The sequence below is a fragment of the Streptomyces sp. NPDC004721 genome (assembly GCF_053601495.1).
Genome location: NZ_JBSGBZ010000002.1, coordinates 262,179 through 285,467, shown reverse-complemented (window position 1 = coordinate 285,467; position 23,289 = coordinate 262,179). Strand labels below are relative to the sequence as shown.

Sequence of the window (23,289 nt, the reverse complement as noted above, 5' to 3'; positions counted from 1 at the left end):
TCCAGCACGGCCGGACGCCGCTCCCCGGCACCGGCCTGCCCGCTCCGACTCGCCTCCGTGGTCATGACCCGACGGTACCGCCGGGCTGTGACAGCCCCGCCGGGCGAGCCGGGGCGGTCCGGCTCCACGCCGACGGGCCCGCCGGCCGGGCCGGCGGCGGAGCCCGCCGCTCATCCGGCCTTGCCCTCGGCGAGGGTGTGAGCCACCAGGGCGTTGGCGTGGCCGTGCCCCAGGCCGTGCTCGGACTTGAGCCAGTTGACGAGTTCCATGTGCTTGGTCAGCGGCGAGGAGCGGATGAGCTCCTTCCACTCGGCGATCGCCCGGCCGTACTTCTTCTCGATGGAGGGGAAGTAGCTCGCGGGGCCCTTGGCGGCGGCGGACATGGCGGGTGCCTTCCTGTGGCGGACGTTGTCGTGTGTGATGACTGACGCCGGAGGGCGGACTCATCGCTCGGACGGGGGCGATTTCGCGCCACTCCCCGGGCCCCGAAGGGCAACGATCCGGCAACGGGCCCTTGCGGCCGGCACGTGTAATCGTTTCCAATCGGCTGTGTAATCGATTCCACGAGGAGAGGTGGAACGGCGATGGCGAGCATCAAGGACGTCGCCGCCGCGGCGGGCGTGTCCGTCGCCACGGTCTCGCGCGTCCTGAACGAGCACCCGTCGGTCAGCACCGACGCACGCGCACGCGTGCTGGCCTCCGTCGAGGCACTGGGCTACCGCCCGAACGCCGTCGCCCGGTCCCTGCGCACCCACCGGACCCGCACCCTGGGCCTGGTCATCAGCGACGTGCTCAACCCGTACTTCACCGCGCTGGCCCGCTCCGTCGAGGAGGAGGCCCGCGCCCTCGGCTACAGCGTGATCATCGGCAACGCGGACGAGCGGCCGGGCCTCCAGGACCACCATGTACGGACCCTGCTCGACCGCCGTATCGACGGCCTCCTGGTCTCCCCCACCGACGGCGGCTCCCCGCTGATGCTGGACGCCGCGCGCGCGGGCACGCCGATGGTGTTCGTGGACCGGTGGATCGAGGGCGTGGACGTGCCCGTCGTCCGCTCGGACGGGCAGGCGGCGGTACGGGATCTCGTCGCGCACCTGTACGGGCTCGGCCACCGGCGGCTCGCGATCATCGCGGGCCCCGCGGCCACCACCACCGGCCGCGAGCGCGTCGAGGCGTTCCGCGAGGCGCTGGCCGCCCACGGCCTCCCGCTCCCGGACACGTACGTCGGCCAGGGCGACTTCAGGGCCGGGAGCGGCCGGCGGGTCACCGAGGGCTTCCTCGGGCTGCCCGAGCCTCCCGAGGCCGTGTTCGCCGCCGACAACCTGATGGCGCTCGGCGCGCTGGACGCCATCCGCGCACGCGGGCTGCGGGTGCCCGACGACATCGCGCTGGCCGCGTTCGACGACATCCCGTGGTTCCCGCACACCGACCCGCCGATCACCGCGATCGCCCAGCCCACCGGCGAGCTGGGGCGGGCCGCCGTACGCGCCCTGGTCGACCGCATAGCGGGACGGCCCGCGCGATCCGTCGCCCTCCCCGCCCGGCTGGTCGTACGCCGCTCCTGCGGCGAGCCGGGCGGCGACGCGGTGACGGCGACCTGACCGGTTTCCGCCAGTCGTCCGGGCCCCCTCATGCATCAGCCCCGTGGCGGCCCCCTCGTGAATCACCCCCGTAAGGAGAGAGCGCACATGTACGACTACGACCTCCTGGTCGTGGGGTCGGCCAACGCCGACCTGGTGATCGGTGTCGAGCGGCGACCCGCCGCCGGGGAGACGGTGCTCGGTTCCGATCTGAGCGTCCACCCCGGCGGCAAGGGCGCCAACCAGGCCGCGGCCGCCGCCCGGCTCGGGGCCCGGACGGCGCTGCTGGCCCGGGTCGGCGACGACGCCCACGGCCGGCTGCTGCTCGACGCCCAGCGCGCGGCCGGGGTCGACCCGGCGGGCGTGCTGGTCGGCGGGGCGCCCACCGGGGTCGCGCTGATCACGGTGGACCCGTCCGGTGACAACAGCATCGTGGTCTCGCCGGGCGCCAACGGCCGGCTCACCCCCGAGGACGTCCGCGCGGCCGGCGCCCTCCTGCGCGCCTCCCGGGTGGTCTCGGCGCAACTGGAGATCCCGCTGGAGACGGTCGTGGAGGCGGTGCGGAACCTCGCGCCGGGAAGCCGCTTCGTGCTGAACCCGTCGCCGCCGTGCCCCCTGCCGCAGGAACTCCTGAAGGCCTGCGACCCGCTGATCGTGAACGAGCACGAGGCGAAGGTGCTCCTGGGCGGCGCCGAGGCGGGCGACACCCCCGAGAGCTGGGCGCGGGACCTGCTCGCCCTGGGCCCGCGCTCGGTGGTGGTCACGCTGGGCGGCGAGGGCGCGCTGGTGGCGTCCGCCGACGGGGTCGCCCGGGTCCCGTCCGTGAAGGTGGACGCCGTGGACACCACGGGCGCGGGCGACGCGTTCACCGCGGCGCTGGCCTGGCGGCTGGGCGCGGGCGCGTCCCTGGAGGAGGCGGCGGCCTACGCGGCCCGGGTCGGCGCGGTCGCCGTCACCCGGCGGGGCGCGCAGGAGTCCTACCCGACGGCGGCGGAGGTCGACGCCCTTTGAGGGGGTGGGGTGTTCGCCTTGAGCGGTGCGGGGCGTCCGACTTGAGCCGTGCGGGTGTTCGTCCGGGACCTGTCCGGGGGTGCGGCGCCCAAACGGCTTCGAGGGGGGCCCGGTCCGTCGACCCGGCCCCCTCGGCTCTTCGCCTGCGTCAGACGGTCATCGGATCACGTGCTCCACGAACCGGTCCGCCGTCTCCGCCAGTACCTCCCGTCCGTCCCTGGCCCACAACTCCTCGTTGAACAGCTCGACTTCGATGGCGCCGGTGTAGCCGGCCGCCTCCACGTACCGCTTCCACTCCCGCATGTCGATCGAGCCGTCGCCGATCTGGCCGCGGCCGTTGAGCACGCCCTCGGGCAGCGGGGTGGTCCAGTCGGCGAGCTGGAAGGTGTGGATGCGGCCGCCCGCGCCCGCCCGCGCGATCTGCTCGGGAGCGGTGTCGTCCCACCAGATGTGGTACGTGTCGACGGTGACGCCGACCTGGCCGGCGGGGAAGCGTTCGGCGAGGTCGAGCGCCTGGGTGAGGGTCGAGACCACGCAGCGGTCGGCGGCGTACATGGGGTGCAGCGGCTCGATGGCCAGGCGGACACCGCGCTCGGCGGCGTACGGGCCGAGGACGGCGAGGGCGTCCGCGATGCGTTCACGGGCCCCATGCAGGTCCTTGCTGCCGGCGGGCAGTCCGCCGGAGACCAGCACCAGCGTGTCCGTGCCGAGCGCCGCTGCCTCGTCGATCGCCGCGTGGTTGTCGCCCAGCGCCTCGGCCCGCTCGACCGGGTCGATCGCCGTGAGGAAGCCGCCCCGGCACAGGGTGGTGACGGTGAGGCCCGCGTCCCGTACGAGCTTGGCGGCGGCCTCCACCCCGTACGCCCGCACCGGTTCGCGCCACAGGCCTACGCCCGGCACTCCCAACTCCAGGCAGATGTCGACCAGTTCCGGCAGTGACAGCTGCTTGACCGTCATCTGGTTGATCGAGAAGCGTTCCAGGCCCGCGCTCATTGGTTCACCCCGTACAGCGACAGCAGGTTCTTCATCCGCTCCTCGGCGAGCTTCGGATCCGGGAACAGGCCGAGTCCGTCGGCGAGTTCGTAGGCGCGGGCGAGGTGCGGCAGGGAGCGGGCCGACTGGAGGCCGCCGACCATCGTGAAGTGCGTCTGGTGCCCGGCGAGCCAGGCCAGGAACACCACGCCGGTCTTGTAGAAGCGGGTGGGGGCCTGGAAGAGGTGCCGGGACAGTTCGACCGTGGGGTCGAGCAGGCCGCGGAAGCCCTTGACGTCCCCGGTGTCCAGGACCCGTACCGCCTCGGCCGCCAGCGGTCCGAGCGGGTCGAAGATGCCGAGCAGCGCGTGGCTGAAGCCCTGCTCGTCGCCGGCGATCAGCTCCGGGTAGTTGAAGTCGTCGCCGGTGTAGCAGCGCACGCCCTGCGGCAGTCGGCGGCGCAGGTCGATCTCCCGCTGGGCGTCCAGCAGCGAAATCTTCACTCCGTCGACCTTGTCGGGGTGGGTGGCGATGACCTGGAGGAAGGTGTCGGTGGCCGCGTCCAGGTCGGCCGAGCCCCAGTAACCCTCCAGGGCCGGGTCGAACATGGGGCCGAGCCAGTGCAGGATCACCGGGTCGGCGGCCTGGCGGAGCAGGTGGCCGTAGACCTCCAGGTAGTCCTCCGGGCCCTCGGCCGTGGCCGCCAGGGCGCGCGAGGCCATCAGGATCGCCTGGGCGCCCGCCTCCTCCACGACGGCGAGCTGCTCCTCGTACGCGGCCCGGGTCTGCGCGAGCGAGCCGCCGGTGAGCTGGTCGGTGCCGACGCCGCAGGCGATCCGCCCGCCGACACCGCGGGCCTCGGCAGCGGACCGGCGGATCAGCTCGGCCGCGCCCGCCCAGTCCAGGCCCATGCCGCGCTGCGCGGTGTCCATGGCCTCGGCGACGCCGAGCCCGTGGGCCCACAGATGGCGGCGGAAGGCGAGGGTGGCGTCCCAGTCGACGGCGGCGGGCGAGTCGGGCGACGCGTCGGCGAACGGGTCGGCGACGACGTGCGCCGCGGAGAAGACCGTGCGGGAGGTGAAGGGCGTGCCGGGGGTGGGGGCGAGCGGCTCGGTGCGGGGCTCGTAGGTCCGCAGCGCCCCGCCCGCGCCGGGCAGTCGGATGGTCACGGCTGGATCTCCGGTACGTCGAGGCGGCGGCCCTGGGCCGAGGACTTCAGGCCCAGCTCGGCCAGTTGGACGCCGCGGGCGCCGGCGAGCAGGTCCCAGTGGTAGGGGGCGTCCGCGTAGACGTGCTTGAGGAACAGCTCCCACTGGGCCTTGAAGCCGTTGTCGAAGTCCTGGTTGTCGGGCACCTCCTGCCACTGGTCGCGGAAGGCCTCGGTGGCGGGGATGTCGGGGTTCCAGACCGGCTTGGGGGTGGCGGAGCGGTGCTGGACGCGGCAGTTGCGCAGGCCGGCGACGGCCGACCCCTCGGTGCCGTCCACCTGGAACTCGACGAGTTCGTCGCGGTTGACGCGGACCGCCCAGGAGGAGTTGATCTGGGCGATCACGCCGCCCTCCAGCTCGAAGACGCCGTAGGCGGCGTCGTCGGCGGTGGCCTCGTAGGGCTTGCCGTTCTCGTCCCAGCGCTGGGGGATGTGGGTGGCGGCGAGGGCCTGTACGGAGGTGACCCGGCCGAACAGCTCGTGCAGCACGTACTCCCAGTGCGGGAACATGTCGACGACGATGCCGCCGCCGTCCTCGGCGCGGTAGTTCCAGGACGGGCGCTGGGCGTCCTGCCAGTCGCCCTCGAAGACCCAGTAGCCGAACTCGCCGCGCACGGACAGGATCCGGCCGAAGAAGCCGCCGTCGATCAGCCGCTTCAGCTTGAGCAGTCCGGGCAGGAAGAGCTTGTCCTGGACGACGCCGTGCTTGACGCCGGCCTCGCGGGCGAGCCGGGCGAGCTCCAGGGCGCCCTCCAGGCCGGTGGCGCTGGGCTTCTCGGTGTAGACGTGCTTGCCGGCGGCGATCGCCCTCTTGATCGCCTCCTCGCGGGCCGAGGTGACCTGCGCGTCGAAGTAGATGTCGACGGCCGGGTCGGCGAGGACGGCGTCCAGGTCGGTCGAGACGTGCTCCAGGCCGTGCTTCTCGGCGAGCGCCCGCAGGGCGTGCTCGCGCCGGCCGACCAGGACCGGTTCCGGCCACAGCACGGTGCCGTCGCCGAGGTCGAGTCCGCCCTGCTCACGCAGGGCGAGGATCGATCGGACCAGATGCTGGCGGTACCCCATGCGACCGGTCACGCCGTTCATGGCGATCCGCACCGTCTTGCGTGTCACGTCAGTCCCTTCGTACGCGGTCCACGCGCCGCGTACGCCCCCGGTGGTCGCACTGGTGAGCGTTGCAGCAAGCGCTTTCTATACACAGAGAAGCTAGCCTCTGGACAGCGGTCCGGACAAGAGCCCGTCCAGGACGTGGTGGTTCGAGGGGGCGAACGGGTGGGCCAGGTGGCCGTAAGGTCTGCTCGACACCCTGAGCGGCCGCATCCCCGACGGCGGACCGCGGGTGGCACGTACCGGCTGAGCACGGCACGTACGAGGACGAGATGCGCGACCGGAGGACGACGAGATGACGGTGACCCTGGCGGACGTGGCGGCCCGCGCACAGGTCTCTCCCGCGACGGTGTCGCGCGTGCTGAACGGCAACTACCCGGTCGCCGCCTCCACCCGGGAGCGGGTGCTGAAGGCGGTCGACGAGCTGGACTACGTCCTCAACGGCCCCGCGAGCGCGCTCGCCGCCGCGACCTCCGACCTGGTCGGCATCCTGGTGAACGACATCGCCGACCCCTTCTTCGGGATCATGGCGAGCGCCATCCAGTCGGAGATCGGCGGCCCCGGGGGCCGGGCCGGCGGGGAGCGGCTGGCGGTGGTCTGCAACACGGGCGGCTCACCGGACCGCGAGCTGACCTACCTGACCCTGCTGCAACGGCAGCGGGCGGCGGCGGTGGTGCTGACCGGCGGGGCCGTGGAGGACGCGCCGCACGCGGCGGCGGTCTCGGCGAAGCTGCGCAAGCTGGCCGACGCCGGGACGCGCGTGGTGCTGTGCGGGCGGCCGCCGGCGCCCGGCGCCCAGGCGATCGCGCTGGCCTTCGACAACCGGGGCGGCGGACGGCGGTTGACGGAGCATCTGATCGCCCTGGGCCATCGGCGGCTGGGCTACATCGCGGGCCCCGAGGAGCGGACGACCACCCGCCACCGCCTGGAGGGCCACCGGGAGGCGCTGGCGGCGGCGGGCATCGAGGACGACCCCGGCCGCACGGTCTACGGCCAGTACGACCGCTCGTCCGGCCACGAGGGCACCCTGGAGCTGCTGCGCCGCGACCCGTCCCTGACGGCGGTCGTCGCCGCGAACGACTCCGTCGCGCTGGGCGCCTGCGCCGCGCTGCGCGAGTCCGGTCTGCGCATCCCTCAGGACGTCTCGGTGGCGGGCTTCGACGACCTGCCCTTCAGCGTCGACACGGTCCCCGCCCTCACGACGGTCCGGCTGCCGCTCGCGGAAGCGGGGGCGCGCGCGGGCCGCATCGCGATGGGCCGCGAGGAGCCGCCGTCCGGAGGCGTCGCGACGATCCCGGGAGAGCTGATGGTGCGGGGGTCCACGGGGGCACCGCGGGGGGCGTGAGGCACACGCGGGTCCAGGGGGACCCCGCGGCGTGAGGCACACGCGAACCCATGGGGATCCCGCAACGTGCGGCGCCACGGGGTGAGACATCGCACGGAGGCGGAGGCACCTGGCGGGCGGGAGACACCCCGCAGGGCAGGAGACACGTCCCGCGGGGACGTGAGCGCGGGGCGTGAGGCACCGAGGGAGTCCACGGGCACACCTCGCGGAACGTGAGGCACACGCGAACCCATGGGGATCCCGCAACGTGCGGCGCCACGGGGTGAGACACCGCGCGAGACGGAGGCATCTGGCGGGGCGTGAGACGTCCCGCGGGGCTTGAGGAGCGCGGGTCGCGGGAGCACCAAGCGGCGCGTGAGGCGCCGCACGGGGCGTGAGGCACTAGGCGAGGCGTGAAGCACCGAGCGAAGCGTAAGACGCCGCGCGGGCGTGAGACACCGATCGAGTCCGCGGGCGCAGCGCGCGGGGCGTGTGGCGGAGTGGGGCCGAGGCGTGGACCGGTGGTCGTTGCGGGGATAGCCTCGGGGTGAGCGGTTTCTCTGACTGGGTCAAGTATCCGGGCTGTCCGGGCCGGTGGCGGAACCGTGGCCGTATCCCACCCCTCACCCACGGGGCCCCACATGACCGTCCAGGACATCCGCGCGTTCAACCGCTTCTACACCAACGCCATCGGCGCCCTCGACTACGGCCGCCACCTCTACGCCCCCTACACGCTCACCGAGTCCCGGGTCCTCTACGAACTCGCGCACGCGCCCCGGACCGACGCGGCGGACCTGCGGGCCGAACTCTCGCTGGACGCCGGGTACCTGAGCCGGATCCTCAACAAGTTCGAGCGGGAGGGGCTGGTCGAGCGCGGGCCGTCCGAGCGTGATCCCCGGCGCCGGAGCGTCACCCTCACCCCGCGGGGCAGGGAGGCCGCCGGCCTGCTGGAGGAGCGGGCGCGGGAGTCCGTCGGCCGGCTGCTGCTCTCCGTACCGCCGGCGGACCGGCCGCGGCTGGCGGACGCGATGCGCACCGTACGGGAGATCCTGTCCGACGGGCGGGCGCCCCGGCCGGAGGACGTCGTGCTGCGCGGGCCCGGCCCCGGCGACCTGGGCTGGATCGTGCAGTGCAACGGCGCGGTGTACGCCGCCGAGTACGGCTGGAACGCCGACTACGAGGGCCTGGTCGCGAGGATCGTCGCCGGCTTCGCCGAGGACCACGACCCGGACCTGGAGCGGGTGTGGATCGCCGAACTCGACGGGCGGCCGGTGGGGTGCGTGATGTGCGTACGGGACGAGGCCCCGACCACCGCCCGGCTGAGGCTGCTGCTCGTCGGGCCCGAGGCGCGCGGACTGGGCATCGGCGACCGGCTGGTGCGGGCGGTCGCCGACTTCGCGCGTGGGGTCGGCTACCGGGACCTGGTGCTGTGGACCAACGACGTGCTCGGCAGCGCCCGCCGCATCTACCAGCGGCACGGCTTCGTCCTGGTCTCCGAGCAGCCGCACCACTCCTTCGGCAAGGATCTGGTGGGCCAGGACTGGCGGCTGAATCTGGGCGAACCGGGCGCATGACGGGTAGGGTCCCTGCCCATGAAGTTCGCCTTCTCCACTCTGGGTGTGCCCGGCCTGCCCGTACCGGACGTGGTCCGGCTCGCCGCCGCGCACGGCTACCACGGTGTCGAACTGCGCGCCCACCCCGAGGAGCCGGTGCACCCGGGGCTCGGGGCCACTGAACGGGCCGAGGTGGCCGCCGAGTTCGAGGCGGGCGGGGTCGAGATCCTGGGGCTCGCCGGGTACCCGCGGGTCGCCGCGCCCGGCGACGACGCGGCCGTGGATCGTGAGATCCGCGAACTCCTGGAGCTCGCCGGAGACTTGGGCGCCTCCTTCGTGCGGGTGTTTCCCGGCGCGGATCCGCGGCGGCCGGCCCCGGAGAGCGACGCCCTCGCCGCCCGGAGGCTGGCGGCCGTCGCCGGGCACGCCGCCGACCTGGGCGTCCGCATCCTGCTGGAGACCCACGACTCGCACCGCACGGGCGCGGACGTCCTGCGCGTCCTCGGTCCGGTCGGCCACCGCCAGATCGGCGCCCTGTGGGACGTGATGCACACCTGGCTGGGCGGCGAGCAGCCCCCGGAGACCTTCGCCGCCCTCTCCCCGTACCTCGGCTACGTCCAGGTCAAGGACATCGCCTCGGCCGACGACACGACACCCCTCCCCCTGGGCGCGGGTGCCCTGCCGCTCGCCGAGTGCGTGGAGGTCCTCACCCGCCACGGCTGGGACGGCTGGCTGTGCTGGGAGTACGAGAAGCGCTGGTACGAGGCGGCGGCACCGCTGCCGGACCTGCTCGGTCCGGGGCGGGAGCATCTGGCCCGGCTGCTGACCGAGTCGGCCTGACCTCGGCCGGGCCGGACCGCCACCGGTGGTGCCGCCGGCCTCACCGCGGCTGCCCGGCGGGCTGCGACGGCTCGGGGCCTTCGGCGTGGACGGCGGGCTCCGGGGCCGGGGCCGGCGGCTGCTCGCGGCGGCTCGGTGCGAGCGAGGTCAGCGCCACCCCGCCGACCAGCAGCGCCGCCGCGCACCAGCGCAGGGGACTCACCGATTCGCCGAGGAAGAGCGCCGCCGAGGACATGCCGAAGACCGGGACCAGCAGTGAGAACGGCGCGACCGTGGAGGCCGGGTGGCGGCGCAGCAGCCAGCCCCAGGCGCCGAAGCCGAAGACCGTGGTGATCCAGGCGACGTAGAGGACCGTGCCCGCGCCCTGCCAGTCCAGGGCGCGCAGCGCGGCCAGGTCCCGGGAGGGGCCCTCCAGCAGCAGCGACAGGCCGAGCAGCGGCAGGACCGGGACGGTGCTCACCCAGACCATGAAGTTCAGCGCGTCCGGGGAGGCCGCCTTGCGGGTCAGGACGTTCGAGACGCCCCAGCAGGCCGCCGCGGCGACGACGAGCGCGAAGGCGCCGAGGGGGCCCGCGGTGCCCTCGTCCACAGCCGCGACGCCGATGCCGGAGAGCGCCACGCCCATGCCCAGCACCCGTACGCCCGTGGGCCGTTCGCCCAGCACCAGGAAGGCGAACAGGGCCGTGAAGACCGCCTGGATCTGGAGCACCAGGGAGGAGAGCCCGGCGGGCATCCCGGCGTCCATCCCGACGAACAGCAGCCCGAACTTGGCGACACCGAGCACCAGTCCCACCGCCACGATCCATTTCCACGCCACCTTCGGCCGGCCCACCAGGAAGACGGCGGGCACCGCGGCCGCCAGGAAGCGCAGGGCCGAGAAGAGCAGGGGCGGGAAGTGGCCGAGGCCGACCTCGATGACGGTGAAGTTCACACCCCAGACGGCGGCGACGAGGACGGCGAGCAGGACATGGGCAGGTCGCATGTACCGAGGATCACTTCCGCGGACCGTGAAGCACCAGCGATGATTGCTGCACCATTGAGTGAAGCACCGCTAACCATTCGCCCGTCGGAGGAACCGTGCTCGATCTCCAGCGTCTCCGCGCCCTGCACGCCGTCTCCGTGCACGGCACCGTCGGGGCGGCCGCAGCCGCGCTCGGGTACACCTCGTCGGCGGTGTCGCAGCAGATCGCCAAGCTGGAGCGGGAGACCAGGACCGTACTCCTCGAACGCGAGGGGCGCGGGGTGCGGCTCACCGACGAGGCACACCAACTAGTCGTCACAGCAGGCGAGTTGCTGGCGATCGTGGAGCGCGCTGAGACCGAGCTGGAGGAGCGGCGCGGGGTGCCCGCCGGACGGCTGCTGGTGGCGGCGTTCGCCTCGGCGGCACGCGGGCTCATGCCCCGCGTCCTCGCGGACCTGGCCCGCCGGCACCCGGCCCTGGACACCCGGCTCAGCGAGGTCGACCCGCATCTGTCGGTGGACCTGGTCGCCAAGGGCGCCGTCGACCTGGCCGTCGCGCACGACTGGGACATCGCCCCGCTGCCCGCGCCGTCCGGGGTGGAACAGGCCGTCATCGGGGACGACTTGTGCGACCTGCTGGTGCCGGCCGGGCACCCGTTCGCGGGACGGACGGGGGTACGGCGCGAGGAGCTGGGCGGCGAGCGGTGGATCTGCCAGCCGCCGGGCCGGGTGTGCAGCGACTGGCTGCTGCGCACCCTGCGCGCCGCCGGACACGAGCCGAACGTGGTCCACCAGGCCGACGAGAACCCGACCCTGGTCGCCCTGGTCGCCGCGGGCCTGGGCGTCGCGCTGATCCCGCGCCTGGGCCGGGGCCCGCTGCCCGAGGGGGTCGTGGAGGTGCCGCTGGACCCCATGCCCGTACGGCGGTTGTACGCGCTGTGGCGCACGGGCGCCGCCCGGAGGCCGGCCATCGCGGAGACGGTGCGCACCCTGCGGGAGCACTGGCCCGAGGTGTCCGCCCGCTGAGCCCCGCTGAGCCCTCGCGGCCACATCCGCACCGACGTGCGGGAATCCGCGCCCGGCCGGGAACCCGGCCCCGCTCCCGACCGTCCAACCGGCGAGCTGCCGGAGGAGTCCGCGCGGTGCGGTGTCGGCCTCGCCTACGGCCGGCGGTCGCCGACCACCCTCTCCTCCGCACCGCGGCCGGCAGCCCGCCGCCGTCGGCGCGCCCCCCTCCGGCAGCGCCGGCGGCGGCCCCCACCGGTTCCTGTGCACTCCCTTGACTGGCAGAAACTTCCCGGATATTGGTGACTCCTCGGAAGTTTCCTTCAGTGGTACTCCAGCCGATCTCCTCCGGAAGGGGCGCACGTGCACGACACCAGCACGGGAACCACCGCACTTCCCTCCAGACGTACCCTCCTCGCCGCCACCGCAGGCATCACCGCCGCCCTGGCGGTCCAGGGCACCGGCACCGCCCACGCCGCTTCCCACAACGACCAGAAGCTGCGTGCCCTCATCTCCCGGATGACGCTCGAGGAGAAGGTCGGCCAGCTCTTCGTGATGCGGGTCTACGGCCACTCGGCCACCGCCCCGACGCAGGCCGACATCGACGCCAACCTCAAGGAGATCGGCGTCCGCACGGCCGCCGAGCTGATCGCCAAGTACCGCGTCGGCGGCATCATCTACTTCGCCTGGGCCAACAACACCCGGAACCCGCACCAGATCGCCGACCTGTCCAACGGGATCCAGCAGGCGGCCCTCGGGCAGCCGCGCGGTCTGCCCCTGCTCGTGGCCACCGACCAGGAGCACGGCATCGTCTGCCGTGTGGGCAAGCCCGCGACCCTCTTCCCGGGCGCCATGGCGATAGGCGCGGGCGGCTCGCCCGCCGACGCCCACACCCTGGGCCGTATATCCGGCGCCGAGCTGCGCGCCCTCGGCATCAACCAGGACTACTCCCCCGACGCCGACGTGAACGTCAACCCGGCCAACCCGGTCATCGGCGTACGGTCCTTCGGCGCCGACCCGGACGCGGTGGCGGGGCTGGTGGCCGCGGAGGTGAAGGGCTACCAGAGCTCCAAGGTGGCGGCGACCGCCAAGCACTTCCCCGGGCACGGGGACACCGCCACCGACAGCCACTACGGCTTCCCGGTCATCACGCACAGCCGCGAGGTGTGGGAGAAGCTGGACGCGGTGCCGTTCCGGGCCGCGATCAAGGCCGGCATCGACTCGATCATGACCGCGCACATCCAGTTCCCGGCGCTGGACGATTCCGGCGACCCGGCCACCCTCTCCCACCCGGTCCTCACTGGCATCCTGCGCGGCGAACTCGGCTACGACGGGGTCGTGGTGACCGACTCGCTCGGCATGGACGGCGTGCGCACCAAGTACGGCGACGACCGGGTGCCGGTGCTGGCGCTGAAGGCGGGCGTGGACCAGTTGCTCAACCCGCCCTCGCTGGACGTGGCCTGGAACGCGGTGCTGGGCGCGGTGCGCGCCGGCGAGCTGACCGAGGCCCGGCTCGACGAGTCGATCCTGCGCATCCTGCGGATGAAGGCGAAGCTGGGACTGCTCGACGACCCCTACGTCAGCCAGGCGGACGTCGACCGCGTCGTGGGCATCGGCACCCACCTGGCGGCGGCCGACCGCGTCGCCGAGCGGACCACGACCCTGCTGGCCAACGAGGGCCGCCTGCTGCCGCTGCCCCGCCGCAGCCACAACAAGCTGCTCGTCGTCGGCGCCGACCCCGCTTCCCCGTCGGGCACCACGGGCCCGCCCACCGGAGTGCTCGCCGCCGCCCTCACGGAACTCGGTTTCCAGGCCACGGCGTTGTCGACGGGCACCGCCCCGTCGGCGGCGACCGCCGACAAGGCGGTGGCCGCGGCGCAGGACGCGGACGCGGTGGTGATCGGGACGTACAACGTCACGGCGGGCAGCTCCCAGAAGACGCTGGTGGAACGGCTCGTCGCCACCGGCCGCCCGGTGATCGCCGTCGCGATCCGCAACCCCTACGACATCGCCCACCTTCCCACGGTCCCGGCCTACTTGGCGGCCTACTCCTGGACCGACGTGGAACTGCGCGCCGCCGCACGGGTGATCGCAGGGCAGGTGCGGCCGCACGGCAGGCTCCCGGTGCCGGTCCAGCGGGCGGACGACCCGGCGCAGGTCCTGTACCCCATCGGGTACGGCCTGTCGTACTAGCCGCCCTCGCGCGCCGGGCGTACGGCGCTTACGCCGCACCCCCGGCGCGCCACCGCCAACTGGCCCGAAGCACCCCGCGCGCCTGGCGTGGCCCCGCTCTGGCGGGCCACGCTGGGCCGGGGGGTGGACCGGGGGATGGCGATGCGCGGGAAATGGTCCGTGGGGGTGGCGTGCGCCCTGCCGGCGCTGCTCGTGGCTCTGCTGACGGGCTGCGGGCGGCCGTCCGGGTCCACGGGCGGCCAGGAGCGGGGCGGCGCCCCGGCCTCCGCGCGGCCCCCCGGTCACGGCGCGGTGTTCCTCGGCCTGGGCGAGTGCAGTTCCTTCGGCACGTCGAGCTTCACCGAGGTGCCGTGTTCCGGGGAGCGGGCCGCGGCCAGGGTGATCGCCCGCCACGACGGCCCACCCGGCGACGGCCCGCCCTGCCCGCCGGACACCGACTTCGTCCTGCACATCGGCGCCCAGCCGGCCGCCCCCGGCCAGGAGGGCGGCGCGATCCCGCGGGGCTACGCCTGCATGCGCAATCTCCAGCCGCCGCACCCCGGCGACCCCGGCGGCGGGGGCGGCCCGCGCACCGTCGTCGGCGACTGCCTCTACGGCTCCGGCCGCGGCCAGGTCCGGGAGACCGCGTGCGACGGCACGGGCGGGAGGAAACCGGAGTACCTGGTGACGCGGGCGGTGCGCGACCGCGGCCAGTGCCCGGCGTCGACCGCCCTGTACGTCCGGCTCGGCGGCGACGAACCGGTGGGCTGCGCCCGGAAACTGTGACTCCGGGCGCAGCCCACCGAATGGTCAGCGCGTGTCGATCAGCGCGTGCGTGTCGGCGGGTGCCGACCGGCGCGTCACGGCCTGAGCGCGGGCTCGCGCTCCACGTCCCGCACGTCCAGCTTCGCGTCGAAGCCGGCCAGCGGCTTGGCCACCGACGGGTTCACCTGGACCGCCGGGGTGGCGACTCCGGCCCACTTCAGGATCTTCGCCGTGGCGAGCGCCTTCTCGTCCGCCACGAGACCGGCGACGTTCGCCCCGTGGTTCATGCCGGGCGCCGTGAACACGTACGAGTCCCGTGCCCCGTTGCCGAGGCGGAACGGCTCCGCGCCCCACGGGTCGTTCTGCCCGTACACGAAGAGCATCTGGTTCGCGTGCTGGCGCACCCAGGTGTCCACGTCACGCATCGCCGACGGCTGGAACTTCATCGGGATGGACCGCGGCACGTAGTTGCGCGGCGGCTGGTAGCCGTAGCGGATCAGCTGCTTCTCGATGTGCGGGAACTGGATCGTCGGCGCGCCCAGCTGTGTGCCCGCCTGGTAGTAGTACGGCGTGTACTGCTCCAGGCCCTGGTCGGTGTAGGCGGAGAACCCGGAGTGGGTGTCGACGGTGTCCCAGATCTGCTGGTCGGTGGCGTTCTTGGCGTCGGCCGGGATGGTGTCGCAGTTCTTCAGCAGGCTGTACTGCCAAAAGCCCCACACGTAGTCGAGGACGACGGCCTCGTACGCCTTGTCGAGGTTACCGACGGTGGTGAAGGTGTAGCCGTTGTCGGCGGCGTACGTGGCGTACTTGTTCTCCAGCGACTCCCGGCGCACCAGCGCCTCCCGCTGCACGCCGTTCAGCCGGTCGCGGCACTCCTTGGTGCCGACGGTGGCGAAGAAGCGGTCGTAGGCGGAATCTTCCTTGTTCACCACGTCGTTGGGCGCGACGTAGGCGACCACGCCGTCCATGTCACCGGGGTAGAAGCGCTTGTAGTAGGTGGCCGTCATGCCACCCTTGGAGCCGCCGGTGGCGATCCAGTTCTGCGAGTAGACCGGCTTCAGCGCCTGGTAGATGCGGTGCTGGTCGCTGGCGGCCTGCCAGATGTCGAGCTTGGACCAGTCGGCCGGGGCGGGCCGGGACGGGGTGAAGAACCGGTACTCCATGGAGACCTGGTTGCCGTCCACGATCTGGGTGGGCTCGCGGCGGCTGGGGGTCGTGGAGACGTTGTAGCCGCCGGTGTAGAAGACCGTCGGGCGGTCGACTCCCTTGTGCAGCACGGTGATCCGCTGCTCGAAGGTGCCCTTCGAGGGGTCGCGGTGGTCGACCGGCTGGGTGTAGTTGAGGACGAAGTAGCGGTAGCCGGCGTAGGGCTTCTCCTGGATCAGGCTCATGCCCGGAATGGCCAGGAGCTGGTTCAGGATGTCGGCTTCCGTGCTGCTTGCGGGGCCGTTCGTGGCCTCCGGCTGGGCCGCGGTAGCCACCCCCGCCGTGCCCAGTGTGCCGATGGACACCGTGAGCGCGAGCAGCCATCTGAGCGCCTTGCGCATGCACCCTCCCTATGAGACAGATGTTCGCCGGAAGCTATCGGAGCAACTCGGGTGCACACCAGGGGAGCAGGGAAAATACCTGAACGTGTTTCAGCGGTTCAGCACAGGATCCAGTCCGTGTGCACCGACTTCGACCCCACCGATCCGGCGACCCGCACGCACCGGTGGCCCGCGTGCACGGTGACCGGGCCGGCGTGCCGGGAGTAGCGGCCCTTGTCGGTGACCGGACGGTTGCCGCGGGCCTGCACCGTCACCGACATCGGCCGTTTGGGGCCGGGTTTCCTGGCGACGGTGAGGGCGCAGACGTAGCCGTCGCGCTTGTGGACGTGGACGGTGCCGGTGGCGAAGGAGAGCGTTCTGACCTCGCGGCCGGCGCAGGTGGTGGCTGCCTGGGCGGTGCCGGGCGCGGCGAACGCCAGCAGCACCGCCCCGGTCAGCACGGCCACGAGCGGCAGCGGCCGCCGGCGTATCGCAGCACTGTCCACGGTCCCCCCTGACGTGAGCGTACAAGCGTACGGATGTACGGACGCGGCCCGTGGGCCGGATGGTTGCGCCCGCGGGCTCAGCGGGACGCGCTGACCTGCTCCTCCGACTCGGGCGCGCCGACGAACGTCCGCCACAGCTCGGCGTATCGCCCGCCGCGGGCCAGCAGTTCCTCATGCGTGCCGTCCTCGGCGACCCGGCCGTGGTCCATCACCACCACCCGGTCGGCGCGGGCGGCCGTCGTCAGCCGGTGGGCGACCACCAGTGTCGTACGGCGGCCCGCGAGCCGGTCGGTGGCCTGGTTGACCTGTGCCTCGGTGGCCAGGTCGAGCGCGGCGGTCGCCTCGTCGAGGAGCAGCACGTCGGGGTCGACGAGTTCGGCGCGGGCCAGCGCGATCAGCTGGCGCTGACCGGCCGACAGATTGCGCCCGCGCTCGGCGACCTCGTGCAGATAGCCGCCCTCCAGCGTGGCGATCATCTCGTGTGCGCCGACCGCGCGCGCGGCTGCCTCCACCTCGGCGTCGGTGGCGTCGGGGCGGCCGTAGGCGATGGCGTCGCGGACGGTGCCCGGGAAGAGGTACGCCTCCTGCGGGACGACCCCGAGCCGGTGCCGGTACGCGGTGAGGTCCAGCGCCCTGAGGTCCGTGCCGTCGACGGTCACCCGGCCGCCGGTCGGGTCGTAGAACCGGGCCACCAGCTTCACCAGGGTCGACTTGCCCGCGCCGGTCTCGCCGACGAAGGCGACGGTCTGTCCGGCCGGGACTCGCAGGTCGACACCGGTGAGTGCCGCCTCGCCCGCGTCGGCGGCGCCGTACCGGAAGTGCACGTCCTCGAAGGCGATCTCGCCGCGCAGGGCGGGCACGTCGAGGGGCTCGGCGGCGGACTTCGTCGACGTCGGCTCCCGGAGCAGTTCCCGGATGCGGCCCAGGGAGACGGTCGCCTGCTGGTAGCCGTCGAAGACCTGGGAGAGCTGCTGGACGGGCGCGAAGAACAGGTCGATGTAGAGCAGGTACGCCACCAGGGCGCCCGTGGTCAGCGTGGCCGCCTCCACCCGGCCCGCGCCCGCGATCAGCACCGAGGCCGCCGCGACCGAGGACAGGAACTGCACGAACGGGAAGTAGACCGAGATCAGCCACTGGCCCCGGATCCGCGCCTGGCGGTAGCTGTCGCTGCGCTCGGCGAACCGCCGCCCGCCGTCCCTCTCGCGCCGGAAGGCCTGCACGATCCGCAGCCCGGCCACCGACTCCTGGAGGTCGGCGTTGACCACCGACACCCGCTCACGGGCGAGCTCGTACGCCTTCACGCTCGCCCGGCGGAAGAAGAACGTGCCGACGACCAGCGGCGGCAGCGTCGCGAAGACGACCAGCGCCAGCTGCACGTCGATCACCAGCAGGGCGACCATGATGCCGAAGAAGGTGACGACCGAGACGAACGCCGTGACCAGACCGGTCTGCAGGAACGTCGACAGCGCGTCCACGTCCGTCGTCATCCGGGTCATGATCCGGCCGGTCAGCTCGCGCTCGTAGTAGTCCAGGCCGAGCCGCTGGAGCTGGGCGAAGATCTTCAGGCGCAGCGAGTACAGCACCCGCTCGCCGGTCCGCCCGGTCATCCGGGTCTCGCCGATCTGCGCCGACCACTGCACCAGCACCGCGAGCAGGGCGAGCAGCGAGGCCGCCCAGACGGCGCCCAGGGCCATCCGTGTGACGCCCTGGTCGATGCCGTGCCGGATCAGGATCGGCAGCAGCAGGCCCATGCCGGCGTCCACGGCGACCAGGCCCAGGCTGGCCAGGAGCGGCAGGCCGAAGCCGCGCAGCAGGCGGCGCAGGCCGTAGGAGTCCTCCGGGCGGACGGCCCGCCGCTCGTCGATGTCGGGGGTGTCGTTCGCGGGCGGCAGCGCCGCGACCTGGGCGAGCAGTTCGGGGGTGGCGGGCATGCCGGCCATCGCCGTGTCCCGGGGCTCGCGGTCCCCCGCCCACAGTGTGGGCGTGATGCCGCGCTCGGCGTCGAACTCGGCGTCCAGTTCCTCCCGGACGGAGACGTCCTCCGGGGGCGCGGCGGGCTGGGCGTGGCCCGGCGAGACGCCGCCGAGCTCGTCGGGGTCGGTGAGCAGGCGCCGGTAGAGGGGGGACCGCTCCTGGAGCTCGTCGTGGGTGCCGATGTCGGCGAGGCGGCCCTGGTCGAGGACGGCGATGCGGTCGGCAAGGTTCAGGGTGGAGCGGCGGTGGGCGATGAGGAGGGTGGTGCGGCCCTCCATGACCTGCGCCAGGGCCTCGTGGATCTCGTGCTCGACCCGGGCGTCCACGGCGGAGGTGGCGTCGTCCAGGACGAGCAGGCGCGGGTCGGTGAGGATCGCGCGGGCCAGTGCGACGCGCTGGCGCTGGCCGCCGGAGAGGGTCAGGCCGTGCTCGCCGACCTTGGTGTCGTAGCCCTCGGGCAGCTCCGAGATGAAACGGTCGGCCTGGGCGGCGCGGGCGGCGGCCTCGATCTGCTCCGGGGTGGCGTCGGGGCGGCCGTAGGCGATGTTGGCGCGGACGGTGTCGGAGAACAGGAAGGAGTCCTCGGGCACCAGGCCGATCGCGGCCCTGAGCGAGTCCAGGGTCAGCTCGCGCACGTCATGGCCGCCGACGAGGACGGCGCCGTGGGTGACGTCGTAGAAGCGCGGCAGCAGCAGCGAGACCGTGGACTTGCCGGAGCCGGAGGAGCCGACGACGGCCAGGGTCTCGCCGGGGCGGATCTCGAAGGACAGCCCCTGAAGGACGGGCCGGCCGTCCTCGTAGCCGAAGGAGACGTCGTCGAACTCGACGGTCGCGGGGGCGTCGGCGGGCAGTTCCTTGGTGCCCCCGGTCAGGGTGGGCTCGGTGTCGATCAGCTCCAGGACGCGTTCGGTGCCCGCCCGGGCCTGCTGCCCGACCGTGAGCACCATGGCGAGCATGCGGACCGGGCCGACGAGTTGGGCGAGGTAGGCGGAGAAGGCGACGAACGTGCCCAGCGTGATGTGCCCGCGCACGGCGAGCCAGCCGCCGAGGGCCAGCATGGCGACCTGGCCGAGGGCGGGCACGGCCTGGAGGGCGGGGGTGAACCTGGAGTTCAGCCGGATGGTGCGCAGCCGCCCGGCGAACAGCCTGCGGCCGACCTCGCGCAACTTGGCGGTCTCCTGCTCCTCCTGTCCGAAGCCCTTCACCACGCGTACGCCGCTCACCGCGCCGTCGACCACGCCGGCGACGGCGGCGGCCTGCGCCTGGGCGTACCAGGTGGCGGGGTGGAGCTTGGTGCGGCTGCGCCGGGCGATCCAGCCGAGGGCCGGGGCGACGGCGAGGGCGACCAGGGTCAGCGGCAGCGACAGCCAGGCCATGATCACCAGGGAGATCAGGAAGAGCAGTACGTTGCCGATGGTCATCGGCAGCATGAAGAGCAGGCCCTGGATCAGCTGGAGGTCGCTGGTGGCGCGGCCGACCACCTGGCCGGTGGACAGTTCGTCCTGGCGTCTGCCGTCGAGCCGGGTGATCGTCTCGTACATCTCCGTCCGCAGGTCGTGCTGGACGTCGAGGGCGAGCCGGCCGCCGTAGTAGCGGCGGATGTAGGTGAGGACGTAGACGACGAGCGCGGCGGCGATCAGGGCGCCCGCCCAGGGGGCCATACCGCGGCTGTGGCCGCCGATCACGTCGTCGATGATCACCTTGGTGATCAGCGGTACCAGCGCTGTGACGGCCATGCCGGCGAGCGAGGCGCCGAGGGCGAGGACGACGTCCTTGGGGTAACGCCAGGCGTACCCGGCCAGTCTCCGCGCCCACCCCGGCTGCGCTGCCACGTCGGTGCCTCCCTCAAGAGCTGATCTTCCGCAAGACACCAACGCGCACGGCGGCGGATTTCATCCCTCCGTGGCAGCGCGCCCGGCGGCGCGGGGATCACCCGCCGGAGGGGACCGCCACGAACGCCTCCTTCGGTGTGGTGGTGGGCACGTAGCGCACGGTTTTCGTCGTCGTGGGGACGAGGTCCTTGTGGATGGCCTTGGCGATGTTCTGAATGGTGGTGACGCCGTAGTTCATGGTGCTGTTGTCCTGGGTGAGCACCGTGATCATGTAGTCGTGGCCGGCCCCGTTGAAGGTGCCGACGCTGTGCACCCGCCAGCCGTGCGTGGAGCGCGACAGCCAGCCGTTCTTGACGTGCACGGCGACGGAGGACGGCGCCCCGGCGGGCGTGCCCCAGCGCTGGGAGGAGACGACCTGGCCCATGAGCTTGAGGATGTAGGCGCGGGAGTTGTCGCTCAGCACGGAGTTCTTCGCCGTGATCAGTGCGAGCAGCTTCTGCTCGTCGCGCACGGTGATCTGGGTCAGTCCCCAGTAGCCGTTCGCGCCGGGCTTGGTCTGGGTCATGCCGGCCGCGGTCAGGAAGCCCTTCACCTTCGTCACGCCCAGCTGCTTCCACAGGCTGGAGGTGGCGTTGTTGTCCGACTTGGTGATCATGGCCGTGGCGAGCGTGGACTCGCGGGTGGTGAGGTAGCGGTTGTGCTTCTTGGCGTCCCACAGCAGGGTGGCGAGGACGGTGACCTTGACCACGCTCGCCGAGTCGTAGGCGGTCGACTGGCGCAGCGTGCAGGTCGTGTTGGTGCCGCGATCGCGCAGACCGACGGCGATGGTGCCCTTGCGGCTCGTCATGGCCGCGGTGATGTCCTTCTGCAACTTGGCCGCCAGGCCTGCCTTGCCGGACGTGCAGCTGACCGTGGGTACGGCGGCCGCGGCGGGCGGCGCGGCGGCCACGCAGGGAATCAGCATCCCGGCGCCCACGCCCGCCGCGAGCACTCTGGCGCGTCGGGTTGTCGAGTGAGTCATGTCCAGTTGACGTACGGGCTGCGGCGAATGGTTGTGCGAGTTGTCTGAGATTTGACCCACCGTTATCCACCAAAGAAAGGGTGCAGACCGGCCATCGCCGTCCCTACCCGGGCGAACCGGCGCCGTGCAGGCCGAAGCAGCGTCGTTCCTGCTGCCGTACCAGGCAGGCGCTGGCGGTGTCCGGGCCGGATCGGCCGAGGGCGATCATGGGAGTGGAAAGGGAACCCTTCGCGTCGTACTCGTCCTTCACCTCCGCCGTCAGCGGAGCATGACCCGGTATGCGGATCTCGACCCGATCGCCGACCTGCCCCAGGTCGATTCGGGCCCACACGGCGTGGCAGGCGGCACCGTGCCGGATCTTGACCACGGTTCGTCCGGGGAAGGCCTGCCGTCGCAGCGTCGTCGGCGGGGGTATGACGTCGCATCCGTAACTCTCGGGGTTCTTGCCCGTGCAGCCGCCGCCCTCGCAGCCCGGCGACGCCGGGACCGTCAGGGCGGACGTGGCCGGAGAGCCGGCCGACTGCCGGTGACCGGCTCCGAAGGCACCGGCGGCCACGAGCGCCGCCGCGACGGCGACGGTGGCCAGACCGCAGAGCCCTCCGACGGCCAACTCCCAGGGCACGCACGGGCGTGGGAGCCGGCGCGCCGCGTGACCGGACGCCTCGGACGCGGCACTACGGGACGTCGGCGGGGCTGCGGCGCCGTCCTCGGCGGGCCCGGCCGTGTCGTCTCCCGAGGGCTGGGCGGTGAAGCTCTTCATGGGCCCGGCCTCGGCGGGGTCCGGAGGTGACGCCGGGCGGGGCACGGGGAGTCCGGCCCGGGCGGTCGGCGGTGCGGGCTCCGGCGGACTCCCGGAACGCCCGCTCCACACGGCCTCGGCCAGCTCCCACAGTGCGAGCGGTCTGCCGGGATCCTCGCCCGCCAGGGCGCACAGCGCCTCGACGGCCTGCCGGGGCGGGACCGTCTTGCCGTTGAGGTAACGCTCCCAGGAGGACTTGCTGTACCGCGTCCTGTCCGCCAGTCCGGCCAGGCTCAGGCCGGTCCGGGCGCGCAGGCCGCGCAGCGTCCCGGCCAGCCGTTCGCATTCCAGGTGCCGGTCACCGGGTGTCATGCCGCAGCACTCCCCAGGTGTCCTCGCCGACCACTCCGTCCACGACGATGTGCGCGTCCCGCTGCAGCCGCTGCACCGCACGCTCGGTGCCGCTGCCGAAGGCCCCGTCGGCGAGCCCCGGCGAGACGCCGTGGTGCCGCAGCAGGCACTGCGCCTCGACGACGGGCCACTGCGCGGATCCCATGCCGAGCAGCTCCGTACGGGTGTTGCTGTAACCCGCGTACAGCAGACCGTCCTTGCCCCTCCGGACCGAGCACGCGTAGTCCTTGCCCGCCTGGAACACGAACGGGTGCCCGTCCCGATCCGCGGCGGAACCCCCGGCCGCGGCCGCCGGCCGGTCCGACCCCCCGCCGTGGTCCCGGGGGGCGGCCATCAGCAGCGCGGTCAGGGCCAGCAGGGCCGTGACGGACGCCGCCGCCAGGACGGCAACCCACGACCGCCGGCCGCTCCCCGGCTCGTCGTCCCGCGTGCCCTTCCCGGCGTCGGCCGGCTCCTCGGGCTCCTCGGATGTCTCCGCCTCCTTGCCGCGCGTGTCCCGTGGGGCGCCGTCCAGCGCCGCCGCGGCCACCTCGTGCAGGGCCAGCAGCCGGCCGGGGTCGGCGGCACAGGCGCGGGCGAAGGCGGCCACGGCAGGCTGCGGAGGCATCGCCCGGCCGTTGAGGTACCGGTCCCAGGAGGAGCGGCTGTACCCGGTTCTGGCGGCCAGTGCCTGCAGGCTGAGACCGCTGTGGTCCTTGACCCGGCGGAGTTGCAGGACCAGTTGGCGCGTCCTGGGGTCGAGCGAGGTCGGCAGTTGCTTCCAAGGAGACATGTCCCCCGCATCTCT

General features: G+C 73.1%; 19 protein-coding genes. 8 read left to right on the top strand and 11 right to left on the bottom strand.

Annotated elements, in window-relative coordinates; all coding sequences use genetic code 11:
- Positions 1-170: 170 nt before the first annotated feature.
- A complete protein-coding gene (locus ACWEK3_RS03005; RefSeq protein WP_450538168.1) occupies positions 171-383 on the bottom strand; it encodes a DUF4287 domain-containing protein in 213 nt (70 codons plus the stop codon).
- 201 nt (positions 384-584) lie between these two features.
- Here ACWEK3_RS03005 and ACWEK3_RS03000 point away from each other — a divergent pair, with 201 nt between their 5' ends.
- Both ACWEK3_RS03000 and ACWEK3_RS02995 read left to right on the top strand, forming a co-directional pair.
- Entirely contained in the window at positions 585-1,601 is a 1,017-nt protein-coding gene (locus ACWEK3_RS03000; protein WP_453248755.1) for a LacI family DNA-binding transcriptional regulator, read from the top strand.
- An 87-nt stretch (positions 1,602-1,688) separates the two neighbouring features.
- On the top strand, positions 1,689-2,591 hold the full coding sequence (locus tag ACWEK3_RS02995) for a ribokinase (RefSeq protein ID WP_450538164.1): 903 nt from the start codon (positions 1,689-1,691) through the stop codon (positions 2,589-2,591).
- A 156-nt stretch (positions 2,592-2,747) separates the two neighbouring features.
- On the opposite strand, the gene ACWEK3_RS02990 is transcribed toward ACWEK3_RS02995, so the two are convergent.
- Genes ACWEK3_RS02990 through ACWEK3_RS02980 form a run of 3 tightly spaced genes read right to left on the bottom strand, consistent with a single transcriptional unit; the run spans position 2,748 to position 5,880 of the window.
- Positions 2,748-3,584, bottom strand: a complete 837-nt coding sequence (locus tag ACWEK3_RS02990; protein WP_453248754.1) for a sugar phosphate isomerase/epimerase family protein — start codon at positions 3,582-3,584, stop codon at positions 2,748-2,750.
- Positions 3,581-4,732, bottom strand: a complete 1,152-nt coding sequence (locus tag ACWEK3_RS02985; protein WP_453248753.1) for a dihydrodipicolinate synthase family protein — start codon at positions 4,730-4,732, stop codon at positions 3,581-3,583. The genes ACWEK3_RS02990 and ACWEK3_RS02985 overlap by 4 nt, the downstream gene beginning before the upstream one ends.
- Complete coding sequence (locus ACWEK3_RS02980) at positions 4,729-5,880, bottom strand: Gfo/Idh/MocA family protein (RefSeq protein ID WP_450538159.1); 1,152 nt, start codon at positions 5,878-5,880, stop codon at positions 4,729-4,731. The genes ACWEK3_RS02985 and ACWEK3_RS02980 overlap by 4 nt, the downstream gene beginning before the upstream one ends.
- A 289-nt stretch (positions 5,881-6,169) precedes the next feature.
- On the opposite strand from ACWEK3_RS02980, the gene ACWEK3_RS02975 reads away from it, so the two are divergent.
- The 3 genes from ACWEK3_RS02975 (at position 6,170) to ACWEK3_RS02965 (ending at position 9,591) form a co-directional block, all read left to right on the top strand.
- Positions 6,170-7,219, top strand: a complete 1,050-nt coding sequence (locus ACWEK3_RS02975) for a LacI family DNA-binding transcriptional regulator (RefSeq protein WP_450538157.1) — start codon at positions 6,170-6,172, stop codon at positions 7,217-7,219.
- A 620-nt stretch (positions 7,220-7,839) separates the two neighbouring features.
- The gene (locus ACWEK3_RS02970; protein ID WP_453248752.1) at positions 7,840-8,772 is read left to right on the top strand and encodes a bifunctional helix-turn-helix transcriptional regulator/GNAT family N-acetyltransferase; all 933 of its coding nucleotides are present in this window, start codon (positions 7,840-7,842) and stop codon (positions 8,770-8,772) included.
- 18 nt (positions 8,773-8,790) lie between these two features.
- The gene (locus tag ACWEK3_RS02965) at positions 8,791-9,591 is read left to right on the top strand and encodes a sugar phosphate isomerase/epimerase family protein (protein ID WP_450538153.1); all 801 of its coding nucleotides are present in this window, start codon (positions 8,791-8,793) and stop codon (positions 9,589-9,591) included.
- 40 nt (positions 9,592-9,631) lie between these two features.
- Here ACWEK3_RS02965 and ACWEK3_RS02960 read toward each other — a convergent pair whose 3' ends face one another.
- Positions 9,632-10,573 (bottom strand): EamA family transporter, encoded by a 942-nt coding sequence (locus ACWEK3_RS02960; protein WP_450538151.1) that lies wholly within the window; start codon positions 10,571-10,573, stop codon positions 9,632-9,634.
- A gap of 95 nt (positions 10,574-10,668) precedes the next feature.
- Between ACWEK3_RS02960 and ACWEK3_RS02955 the strand changes: the two genes are divergently transcribed.
- From ACWEK3_RS02955 to ACWEK3_RS02945, 3 genes are all read left to right on the top strand, one after another.
- Complete coding sequence (locus ACWEK3_RS02955; RefSeq protein WP_453248751.1) at positions 10,669-11,577, top strand: LysR family transcriptional regulator; 909 nt, start codon at positions 10,669-10,671, stop codon at positions 11,575-11,577.
- 342 nt (positions 11,578-11,919) lie between these two features.
- The gene (locus ACWEK3_RS02950) at positions 11,920-13,749 is read left to right on the top strand and encodes a glycoside hydrolase family 3 protein (protein ID WP_453248750.1); all 1,830 of its coding nucleotides are present in this window, start codon (positions 11,920-11,922) and stop codon (positions 13,747-13,749) included.
- A gap of 141 nt (positions 13,750-13,890) precedes the next feature.
- Positions 13,891-14,514, top strand: a complete 624-nt coding sequence (locus ACWEK3_RS02945) for a hypothetical protein (RefSeq protein WP_450538146.1) — start codon at positions 13,891-13,893, stop codon at positions 14,512-14,514.
- A 74-nt stretch (positions 14,515-14,588) separates the two neighbouring features.
- Here the strand turns inward: ACWEK3_RS02945 and ACWEK3_RS02940 are convergent, their stop codons facing one another.
- The 6 genes from ACWEK3_RS02940 to ACWEK3_RS02915 form a co-directional block, all read right to left on the bottom strand.
- Entirely contained in the window at positions 14,589-16,040 is a 1,452-nt protein-coding gene (locus ACWEK3_RS02940) for a S28 family serine protease (RefSeq protein WP_450538145.1), read from the bottom strand.
- Between the two features lie 98 nt (positions 16,041-16,138).
- Positions 16,139-16,525, bottom strand: a complete 387-nt coding sequence (locus ACWEK3_RS02935) for a hypothetical protein (RefSeq protein ID WP_384425648.1) — start codon at positions 16,523-16,525, stop codon at positions 16,139-16,141.
- Between the two features lie 77 nt (positions 16,526-16,602).
- Positions 16,603-20,331 carry an ABC transporter ATP-binding protein gene (locus ACWEK3_RS02930; RefSeq protein WP_453248749.1) on the bottom strand — a complete coding sequence of 1,243 codons (3,729 nt, stop codon included), beginning with the start codon at positions 20,329-20,331 and terminating at the stop codon, positions 16,603-16,605.
- A 97-nt stretch (positions 20,332-20,428) separates the two neighbouring features.
- Positions 20,429-21,295, bottom strand: a complete 867-nt coding sequence (locus ACWEK3_RS02925) for a serine hydrolase (protein ID WP_450538233.1) — start codon at positions 21,293-21,295, stop codon at positions 20,429-20,431.
- 160 nt (positions 21,296-21,455) lie between these two features.
- The gene (locus tag ACWEK3_RS02920) at positions 21,456-22,463 is read right to left on the bottom strand and encodes a helix-turn-helix domain-containing protein (protein ID WP_450538141.1); all 1,008 of its coding nucleotides are present in this window, start codon (positions 22,461-22,463) and stop codon (positions 21,456-21,458) included.
- Complete coding sequence (locus ACWEK3_RS02915; protein WP_450538139.1) at positions 22,450-23,274, bottom strand: helix-turn-helix domain-containing protein; 825 nt, start codon at positions 23,272-23,274, stop codon at positions 22,450-22,452. Before ACWEK3_RS02915 ends, ACWEK3_RS02920 begins: the two co-directional genes overlap by 14 nt.
- Positions 23,275-23,289: the final 15 nt, after the last annotated feature.

Bases quoted from the DNA above. Each gene is read 5' to 3' on its own strand.
- ACWEK3_RS03005 (WP_450538168.1), bottom strand. From the start codon at position 383: ATGTCCGCCGCCGCCAAGGGCCCCGCGAGCTACTTCCCCTCCATCGAG.
- ACWEK3_RS03000 (WP_453248755.1), top strand. From the start codon at position 585: ATGGCGAGCATCAAGGACGTCGCCGCCGCGGCGGGCGTGTCCGTCGCC.
- ACWEK3_RS02995 (WP_450538164.1), top strand. From the start codon at position 1,689: ATGTACGACTACGACCTCCTGGTCGTGGGGTCGGCCAACGCCGACCTG.
- ACWEK3_RS02990 (WP_453248754.1), bottom strand. From the start codon at position 3,584: ATGAGCGCGGGCCTGGAACGCTTCTCGATCAACCAGATGACGGTCAAG.
- ACWEK3_RS02975 (WP_450538157.1), top strand. From the start codon at position 6,170: ATGACGGTGACCCTGGCGGACGTGGCGGCCCGCGCACAGGTCTCTCCC.
- ACWEK3_RS02970 (WP_453248752.1), top strand. From the start codon at position 7,840: ATGACCGTCCAGGACATCCGCGCGTTCAACCGCTTCTACACCAACGCC.
- ACWEK3_RS02965 (WP_450538153.1), top strand. From the start codon at position 8,791: ATGAAGTTCGCCTTCTCCACTCTGGGTGTGCCCGGCCTGCCCGTACCG.
- ACWEK3_RS02960 (WP_450538151.1), bottom strand. From the start codon at position 10,573: ATGCGACCTGCCCATGTCCTGCTCGCCGTCCTCGTCGCCGCCGTCTGG.
- ACWEK3_RS02945 (WP_450538146.1), top strand. From the start codon at position 13,891: ATGCGCGGGAAATGGTCCGTGGGGGTGGCGTGCGCCCTGCCGGCGCTG.
- ACWEK3_RS02940 (WP_450538145.1), bottom strand. From the start codon at position 16,040: ATGCGCAAGGCGCTCAGATGGCTGCTCGCGCTCACGGTGTCCATCGGC.
- ACWEK3_RS02925 (WP_450538233.1), bottom strand. From the start codon at position 21,295: ATGCTGATTCCCTGCGTGGCCGCCGCGCCGCCCGCCGCGGCCGCCGTA.
- ACWEK3_RS02920 (WP_450538141.1), bottom strand. From the start codon at position 22,463: ATGACACCCGGTGACCGGCACCTGGAATGCGAACGGCTGGCCGGGACG.
- ACWEK3_RS02915 (WP_450538139.1), bottom strand. From the start codon at position 23,274: ATGTCTCCTTGGAAGCAACTGCCGACCTCGCTCGACCCCAGGACGCGC.